The sequence below is a fragment of the Neptunomonas sp. genome, assembly GCF_041601355.1.
In the GTDB taxonomy this organism is placed as follows: Bacteria; Pseudomonadota; Gammaproteobacteria; order Pseudomonadales; family Balneatricaceae; genus Neptunomonas.
Genome location: NZ_JBFIIH010000032.1, coordinates 26,178 through 35,039 on the forward strand (window position 1 = coordinate 26,178; position 8,862 = coordinate 35,039).

Sequence of the window (8,862 nt, forward strand, 5' to 3'; positions counted from 1 at the left end):
TCCGGATCGCCATGATGCAACCCTCATTAGATAACACAGCATCAGATAAGTCAGCGTCCTCAAAAAAATCATCAACTCTGGGTATTTAATTGCACATATCCGTAAGTTAATCGACCTTAATACCCAGCTACCCCCAATGAATCACCTTCACACCAGCACACTGATTAACGGCAATTCAAAATCCATAAAAATCATTATAAAACAAATAATTAAGCACAGAAAACAGATACCCACTAAGTGGTATATGCACAAGAATCATTCAAAACCACGCTACTAAGCGTTGACTCACATCAACACGCCAACTACAAAACTACTCTATTTTTACCCCATATGGATAACTGGTTATCTGCTGATGACTCGTTTGGGCTTGGATAGCTGAATTAATCTCATTTCTAGACTCGATGCTTTCAACCGACGCAGCGATGGCTTAACCCGTTTCAGGAGTAGTTATATGACCACTGATAATATCAAATTACTGAACTTTAGTGATCCCAAAATTAAAACCCTGCATATCACCTGGTTTGCATTCTTCCTGACCTTTATGGTCTGGTTCAGCCATGCACCGTTGATGGCTATCATTAAAGAAGCGTTCGACCTGACCACCCCCGAAGTTAAAGCGCTGCTCATTCTCAACGTCGCATTAACCATTCCATCGCGTATCGTCATCGGCACTTTAGTAGACAAATACGGCCCTCGTACTGTATTCAGTATGCTGTTGATGATTGGTGGTGCTATTTGTGTCGCCTTTGCATCGGCTCAAAACTATGAGCAACTTGCCATTTTACGTTTCCTGAGTGGCTTTATCGGGGCGGGTTTTGTTATTGGTATCCGCATGGTATCTGAATGGTTTCCGGTAAAACAGGTGGGTATTGCTGAAGGTATTTACGGTGGCTGGGGTAACTTTGGGTCAGCCGCGGCGGCGATGACTCTGCCTACTCTGGCACTCATCTTTGGTGGCGACGATGGCTGGCGCTATGCGATAGGATCAACTGGTGTACTGGCGTTTGTATATGGCATCATTTATCGCAAAATCGCACGTGATACCCCTAAAGGCTCAACCTATTTCAAGCCGAAAAAGCACGGTGGCCTGGAAGTCACCAGCAAAGGAGATTTCTACTTTTATCTGCTAATGAACGTGCCTATGTACCTTGCGCTGGCGGTTCTCACCTGGAAGCTTTCGCCCTCAAACCTAGCCATTCTGAATGATGCAGGTACTTATGCCATCTATGCCGTTCTGGTTATTTTATTCCTGGTACAAGTTCGTGCTATCTATCATGTCAATGCAGAAAACCTGAAACACGGTGTTCCCGAGATTCATCGCTACAAATTTAAACAGGTGGCTGTATTGGATGTCGCTTACTTTGTTACTTTCGGTTCAGAGCTGGCGGTGGTTTCTATGCTGCCCCTGTTTTTCCTTGATACGTTCGAAGGGCTCAGCGCGGTTCAGGCAGGACTGCTGGCTTCCGGTTTTGCTTTCATGAACCTGGTATCACGCCCTACCGGTGGACACTTCAGTGATAAATATGGCCGTCGTAAATCACTCTCTTTCCTGATTGCCGGTTTGGCCGTTGGCTACTTAGTGCTGAGCCAGATCGATGGCAACTGGTTCATTTGGGTTGCAGTCCTGGCAACCATGGGTTGTTCTTTCTTTGTACAGGCCGGTGAAGGCGCTGTGTTCGCAGCAGTGCCTCTGATCCAACGTCGCATGACTGGCCAAATTGCAGGAATGGCGGGTGCCTACGGTAACGTAGGCGCCGTATGCTACCTGACAGTATTCTCTTTTGTAGACTACTCCACTTTCTTTATGGTCATTGGAGCATCAGCGGCGATTGCCTTCTTATTTGTTCAGTTTATGGATGAGCCCTCAGGACAGATGGCCGAAATTCTGCCGGACGGTACTGTCCAGCTTATTGATGTTCAGTAAAAGATAGGATTAAAGAGAGCTTCAGGGCTCTCTTTATATGCTCACCTGATGAAATAGCGCTTGATACAGGTTCTGCAACAGGGATCAACTATGCACCTTAACAGTGAAATCAGATTATCGACTGCCCAGCAAAGCATTACAGGCCGCAAAGCCCGCAATGAGGATTGTCTGGGCTTTTTTATGCCAGTCGGTAACTTACTCACCACCAAAGGGGCATGCGGCATGATTGCCGATGGTGTCAGCACAGCAGAAGCCGGCGCAGAAGCCGCCGAATATTGTGTCCGGGAGTTTATTAATGATTATTTTGATACACCGGACATTTGGACTGTAAAAAAATCCGCGCAAAAAGTGCTCACCGCGATCAACCGCTCACTCTACTCCAGAAGCCATGAATACCTGAGCAGCACCCGCGGCTATGTGTGCACTTTTTCCGTTTTAGTTATCAAGTCGCACACCGCCCATATATTCCATATCGGTGATAGCCGTATCTACCGCATCCGTGACGACCATATGGAGTGTCTGACAACCGATCATATTACCCCATTAAGCCAAAGCTCCAGCTGCCTGTCACGCGCTATGGGAATGGATACCCATCTGGATATTGATTACCGGACTATCTCAATCGAGCCGGGTGATATCTTTCTCCTCAGCACGGATGGCGTGCATGACACATTACCGCCTAACGAAATCCAGCTTATCATTTATGAAAGCAGTTCATTGGATGATGCATGCGAAAAACTCGTTAACATAGCCTATGACAAAGGCAGTACCGATAATCTCAGCTGTCAACTGATTCGTGTTGATCAGATTATTCGCGAGAGCATTGATGACCTCACAGACAAACTGACAGAACTGCCCTTCCCGCCTGATTTAGAAGCGGGCATGAGCATCGATGGTTACGAGGTAATATCGGAGCTCTATGCCAGTAGTCGCAGCCAGCTGTATATCGTTAAAGATCCACTTGACGGTAAAAAGCGGGTGATGAAAACCCCTTCGCAGAACTTTAATGATGATCCCGCTTATATCGAGCGTTTCATTATGGAAGAATGGGTTGGCAGTCGTATAGACAGTCCGCATGTGGTCAAAGTCTGTAACGCAAATCGCCCAAAAACATTTCTCTACTACGTAATGGATAAGGTAGAGGGAATCTCTCTGGAACAGTGGATTGAAGAAAACCCTTACCCTAAACCTTCAGAAGCAATAAAACTGGTTAAGCAGATCGCTAAAGGCTTGCAAGCATTTCACCAGCGTGAAACCCTGCATCAGGATCTTAAGCCCGGCAACATTATGATCTCTCCTGACAATCACATTACTCTGGTCGACTTTGGATCTGTGTTTGTCTCAGGTATTAATGAAATATTTGTACCTATCGAGCGTGATCGTGTTCTGGGTACCGTTAATTACTCAGATCCGCTACTCAGATTAGGACAGAACACCGGCATTAAAGGAGACCTATTTTCACTCGCCTGTATTACCTATGAAATTTTTACGCATCACTTACCTTATGGCGAAGGGCTTGAGCGCTGCGAAACACCACAACAACTGGAAAAGCTGAAATACATCCCCTCCGAACGCTACAACCCGGTACTGCCACTATGGTTCGACCGGGCATTAATGAAAGCCTTGTCGATTAAGCCCGAAGATAGGTACGACAGCATTGACCAGTTCCTGCTGGATGCAACTCACCCTAATCCTGAATTCCTGCTACCCAAAGAGGTAGAAAAGAAAACACAAAGCGTCATTTTCTGGCAGATGATGTCTTTGGTCTGGTTTATTACATCGATGTTTTTAGTGGCCGCCTTATGGCTGCAGGATTAACAAGCTAAAAGCCTGGTTGAACAAACCTAACCCCAAAACCTAGCTCTGAAAACCTAGTTCAACAAACCTAGCTCAACCCGATTGCGCCCTTTCTCTTTTGCCAGATAAAGCGCTTTATCAGCACGCTCAAGCAACCGGTCAAGGGTTTCCGAATTATTCCACTGAGCAATACCAAAAGAGCAATGCTGGCGTGGCAGACCATCAATCACAATATCACTCACGGCTTTACGAATAGTCTCAGCAACACATTGCGCATTGTAAATATCAGTTTCAGACAAAATCAGCATGAACTCATCGCCCCCCCAACGTCCCCGGATATCACCTCTGCGAGTGATAGGCCACAATACATCAGCAATACTCTTTAACACCTTATCTCCTGCCAGGTGACCGTATGTATCATTGACCGTCTTAAAGTTATCGATATCAAAAATCACAATTGATAATGGCCGGGTATAACGCTCAGCCAGCGCCGAGACCTGCTGAAATGCATCGTCAAGCTGACGACGATTCGCTAGGCCTGTTAAGCTGTCTGTCATCGACATATTTTCAATTTTTTTCTTATCCGTTATGTCAGCTGACACTTCTGTATAGCCAATAACCGTGCCATTCATGTCCCTATGTGGCTCAATTTCGCTCGATACCCAATAGTCATATCCCGGTTTGGTCCTATGTAATAATTCTCCGGACCACACTTTGTTCTGCTTGATGGTGCGCCAGATAGTGCGATAGACATCCGTTGGAACTTCAGGGTGTCGAAACATCGAATGCGGCTTGCCAACCAGCTCAGCAGAAGAATACCCCGAAAGATCGCAATACGCTTTCGAGACTTCGCTAATAATACCATCGCGTGTGATTGAGCACGAAACCACATACTTATTCAGCATTTGAAGATAACGCGTCAATGCGTAGTTCGCTTCTTCAAATTTTAATGTTCGTAATACCACTTCCCGCTTAAGACGCTGATTAATCACCCATAACACTAATGCTAATATGGAAAGTGATACTAACACCAGAATTGAGGAGTACACCCAGCGTAAGTGCCCATCTTCTCCGGCATAATAGGTAACATAATCAATACCCTCAATTTCACCGTTTATAGGCGCCAGCCCCAGGCTTTTATAGATGTCTGCAATACGTAAAAAACGGTTAGTGCTAAAATATCCCAGCTCGACAAGTTCAGGCTGGATGAGACGTGCAGTACGCTCGGCTTCATACAGAAGGTGCTCCCTGCTTTTATCAGTATTAAGATTATGTAGAATCCAATCGACCATCTCTTCCTGGTGCCCTATTGCATACAACCAACCTTTAAGGCTCGCACGACGAAAAGCCAGTACCTGCTCCTTATTTTCTCTCAAATAGCTTTCTTCAACAAAAATCATATCTCCATAAAAATCGATACCGTAGTTAGCGGGCGATAGGATATTAACGGGGATATTCTTCTCTTTAAAATAGAAAGGCTGATCGGTAATATAGGCTGACATTGCATCTATATCACCGCTGATTAACGCATCATCACGAAAACTATGCGCTATGTGGGTGTGATCTTCGTCGGTTAAGCCTGTCTCTGTAAACATCGCCAATAAGACTGCATCATCAATATTGCGTTGATACATGATTTTCTTATTCTTGAGCTCTAACGGGCTCAGAATTCCCGAGGGCTCAAGTGTTATCAGTATCATAGGAGAGTGTTGAAAAATGGCAGCAACCACGACTAAAGGACGCCCCTCCAGCCGGGAGAGTACTAAACTGGAGTCCGCTATGCCGAACTGAGCATCACCGCTTAACACCATATCTGTCGCGCTGCGTTGCATATCAACTTCGCGGATATCGACATCTATGCCTTCTTCTGCAAAATACCCCTCTTTTAAGGCCGCATAAAAACCGGCAAACTGAAACTGATGTTTCCATTTAAGCTGCAACACCACTTTATCCGCAGCAAGCGCCGGCGGTGAAAAAGTGATGAGACATAAGAGCAAAGCAATGCACATGCCTGGATTTAGATTGCGTATTAGTACTGCACAGAAAGCTTTTATATCAGCCTTTATTAAAACCCACGTCAGAGGCACCCGATACACACCTGTATTTTTAAATTAACTATTTTTTATATTAATGAAGTATAGATGAAGAAAGTATTTCTACATTATTCTGCACTATCACAGAAAAATGAATCAGCCTGGCCTCTGAGTAACCCGATACCACCGACAACAAAAGCAGAGAAAGAAAGGAAAGAAGAAAAAAGACCCACTATGTCATTCCTGATTAATATAGCGGGTCAATTTACAGTATTTAGCGGGCTTGAAGCAGTACCGGGTGCTGCTGGCGATCCAGAATGGTATAGCCGGACAGGTCCTGCCCCATCATCAGGTCATTCGCCATTTGGTTCAGATAGGGCTCAGCGGCTTCCGTCGGGGGCGCTTCACCATCATTACCGCCTAAACCGGCAATCAACACAAAGCTCCAATCATCCACAATGGCATCTGCCTCTTTAATAAGCGCTTCAAAACTATCGATTTCTTCAGGCAATTTATCAACACACATCAAGGGAGTAACGGTCCCTGTTTCATGAGATGCATTATCCTTCTTTTTCTTGTTACCTTCTGCGCGCGCAAAAAGCATAAGCAGACGTTGTGGTTGTTCCTGCTGCTTAGCGGCTTCAAGCAGCTTGGTAAATTCTCCTGACACTTGCCCCTTAAACATTGTAAATACCTCCACAAAAAGATCATTCCATTCTGTCATAACTACAAGGTTTTGTTTATTCCTCTGAGGGAGTATATGACGCAGCCTGTAAAGCTCAGCAGCGTGGCGAAGAAACTATTGCGGGTAACTGGAATCTAACTGCCAGAGACTCTAACCACATCTCTAACCACAGCTCTCATTGCAGTTCTAATCACTGATCTATGGGCTGACTTTGCAGGAGAATGTCATGATGAAAACACGCCAGGAAAGCGACAGCATGGGCGAATTAAACGTCCCGGAGAGCGCCCTCTACGGTGCACAAACACAAAGAGCCATCAACAACTTCCCCGTGAGCGGAGCACGTCTGCCAGAAGCCTTTATACGCGCGCTGATTCACGCAAAAGCGACGGCGGCTACCGTCAATGCCTCATTGAATGAAATCCCTGAAGAGATGGGACAAGCCATTTGCAAAGCAAGCAATGACTTGTTGGCTGCCCCTGACATCATGCAACATTTTCCGGTAGATATCTTTCAAACCGGATCAGGCACCAGCACCAATATGAATGCCAATGAAGTATTAGCAACTCTGGCAAGCAGAATTTCCGGCCATCCTGTCCATCCGAATGATCACATCAACCATGGCCAAAGCAGTAACGATATCATTCCGACGGTCCTGCATATCAGCGCTGCAGTTGAGTTATCCGAACAATTACTCCCAGCCCTGCACCATTTAGTTAACGAAATTAACCGCAAAGCACAGAGTGTCGAGCATTGTATAAAAACAGGCCGTACTCACCTGATGGATGCCATGCCCATCAAATTAAGCCAATGCATGGGGGGCTGGGCAGCGCAGATAGAAAGCAACATTAAGCATCTCAAGCAGCTACAGCCGAGCCTGCAACAACTTTCTCAGGGCGGTACGGCAGTGGGAACGGGTATCAACGCCCATCCTGACTTCTCCGCACTTTTCTGTAAAGAAGTCAGCGCCAGAACCAGTGTTTTATTCACCCCCGCTGATAACTTTTTTGCAGACATCGCTTCACAAGACACCGCCGTGGCGCTATCAGGTCAGCTGAAAACCACAGCCGTATCGCTGATGAAAATCGCCAATGACTTACGTTGGATGAATTCAGGACCACTGGCCGGACTCGGAGAAATTGAATTAGAAGCCTTGCAGCCAGGCTCATCCATCATGCCAGGCAAAGTAAACCCCGTCATCCCGGAAGCCGTCGCTATGGTGGCCGCACAAGTGATCGGTAATGACACGACAATCACCGTTGCCGGCCAGTCAGGAAACTTTGAATTAAACGTAATGCTGCCGGTCATTGCCAGCAACCTGCTCACCAGTATCCAACTACTCTCCTCTGCCAGCCAATTACTGGCAGATAAAGCAATAGCAACATTTCATGTTAATGAAGACAAGCTAAATGAAACACTCTCACGCAACCCGATACTGGTAACCGCGTTAAACCCGATTATAGGCTATCAAAAAGCAGCAGAAATCGCTAAGCAAGCCTATAAGGAAAAACGTGCAGTTATTGAGGTGGCGGCAGAACATACGGATTTAAGCATTGAAGAACTAACCGAGTTGCTGAATCCTGAAAAACTCGTCTAGTCTGGCGGGGTAGTAACCTGCTGGATTAAACCTGAGGATCTCACTTGCTTTAAAACGCAAAAAGCCAAATCAATATTGCTATTGATTTGGCCTCTTTATATCTTATTTCTTTATATCTGATTAGTGTTGGTAGCGGGGGCCGGATTTGAACCAACGACCTTCGGGTTATGAGCCCGACGAGCTACCATACTGCTCCACCCCGCAACACTATAATTGAATAAACGATTTTATGATTTGGTAGCGGGGGCCGGATTTGAACCAACGACCTTCGGGTTATGAGCCCGACGAGCTACCATACTGCTCCACCCCGCAACAACTGTCATAATCGTACTTATTCACATCGAAGTTTACAATAATAAGTCATTGATACACTTCTACAAAATTGGTAGCGGGGGCTGGATTTGAACCAACGACCTTCGGGTTATGAGCCCGACGAGCTACCATACTGCTCCACCCCGCATCAAATTGTGGAGCGAATACTATAGTGATTATTACGCTTGTGCAACATTAATTTCAAGATCTTTTCTTCGCCTCACTTTTCAGCGCCTTGGCGCGGCGGATATCTCTTTTTTGGCATTCAATAATCAGACGCGTTATCGTTTCAACATCCTTTTCATTTATATCAACAAACTCAGCGCTGTATTCAGGATTTTTACGCCGGTTTATTTTCAAATTACCGGCAACGCTGTAAACCTTATCAACCTCGAAGGTTAACACCATAGGATAGATCTCCTGACTCGCCTCCCCCTGATAGCGAAATGCGACGCCATTAGCTGAGATATCAATCACACGAACCTTTACACCTGCGACCTCAAGGCTAACAGGATCA

6 protein-coding genes and 3 tRNA genes are annotated in these 8,862 nt (G+C 45.8%); 3 read left to right on the top strand and 6 right to left on the bottom strand.

Annotated features, from left to right (window positions below; translation table 11 throughout):
- The first annotated feature begins 451 nt into the window (after positions 1–451).
- A complete protein-coding gene (locus ABY436_RS07380) occupies positions 452–1,924 on the top strand; it encodes a NarK family nitrate/nitrite MFS transporter (RefSeq protein ID WP_372738348.1) in 1,473 nt (490 codons plus the stop codon).
- A 90-nt stretch (positions 1,925–2,014) separates the two neighbouring features.
- The gene (locus ABY436_RS07385; protein ID WP_372738349.1) at positions 2,015–3,742 is read left to right on the top strand and encodes a protein phosphatase 2C domain-containing protein; all 1,728 of its coding nucleotides are present in this window, start codon (positions 2,015–2,017) and stop codon (positions 3,740–3,742) included.
- Between the two features lie 53 nt (positions 3,743–3,795).
- Here the strand turns inward: ABY436_RS07385 and ABY436_RS07390 are convergent, their stop codons facing one another.
- Positions 3,796–5,664, bottom strand: coding sequence for an ABC transporter substrate-binding protein (locus tag ABY436_RS07390; protein WP_372738350.1), 1,869 nt, complete (start codon positions 5,662–5,664; stop codon positions 3,796–3,798).
- A 364-nt stretch (positions 5,665–6,028) separates the two neighbouring features.
- On the bottom strand, positions 6,029–6,439 hold the full coding sequence (locus ABY436_RS07395) for a ribonucleotide reductase subunit alpha (RefSeq protein ID WP_372738351.1): 411 nt from the start codon (positions 6,437–6,439) through the stop codon (positions 6,029–6,031).
- 229 nt (positions 6,440–6,668) lie between these two features.
- On the opposite strand from ABY436_RS07395, the gene ABY436_RS07400 reads away from it, so the two are divergent.
- Positions 6,669–8,033 carry a class II fumarate hydratase gene (locus tag ABY436_RS07400; protein WP_372738353.1) on the top strand — a complete coding sequence of 455 codons (1,365 nt, stop codon included), beginning with the start codon at positions 6,669–6,671 and terminating at the stop codon, positions 8,031–8,033.
- Positions 8,034–8,160: 127 nt separating this feature from the next.
- Here ABY436_RS07400 and ABY436_RS07405 read toward each other — a convergent pair.
- From ABY436_RS07405 to ABY436_RS07420, 4 genes are all read right to left on the bottom strand, one after another.
- A tRNA-Met gene (locus ABY436_RS07405) sits at positions 8,161–8,237 on the bottom strand.
- A 31-nt stretch (positions 8,238–8,268) separates the two neighbouring features.
- Positions 8,269–8,345, bottom strand: a tRNA-Met gene (locus ABY436_RS07410).
- Between the two features lie 71 nt (positions 8,346–8,416).
- Positions 8,417–8,493, bottom strand: a tRNA-Met gene (locus ABY436_RS07415).
- Between the two features lie 53 nt (positions 8,494–8,546).
- A partial coding sequence (locus ABY436_RS07420) for a PilZ domain-containing protein (protein WP_372738352.1) occupies positions 8,547–8,862 on the bottom strand: 316 nt, incomplete at its 5' end.

Bases quoted from the DNA above. Each gene is read 5' to 3' on its own strand.
- ABY436_RS07380 (WP_372738348.1), top strand. From the start codon at position 452: ATGACCACTGATAATATCAAATTACTGAACTTTAGTGATCCCAAAATT.
- ABY436_RS07395 (WP_372738351.1), bottom strand. From the start codon at position 6,439: ATGTTTAAGGGGCAAGTGTCAGGAGAATTTACCAAGCTGCTTGAAGCC.
- ABY436_RS07385 (WP_372738349.1), top strand. From the start codon at position 2,015: ATGCACCTTAACAGTGAAATCAGATTATCGACTGCCCAGCAAAGCATT.
- ABY436_RS07400 (WP_372738353.1), top strand. From the start codon at position 6,669: ATGAAAACACGCCAGGAAAGCGACAGCATGGGCGAATTAAACGTCCCG.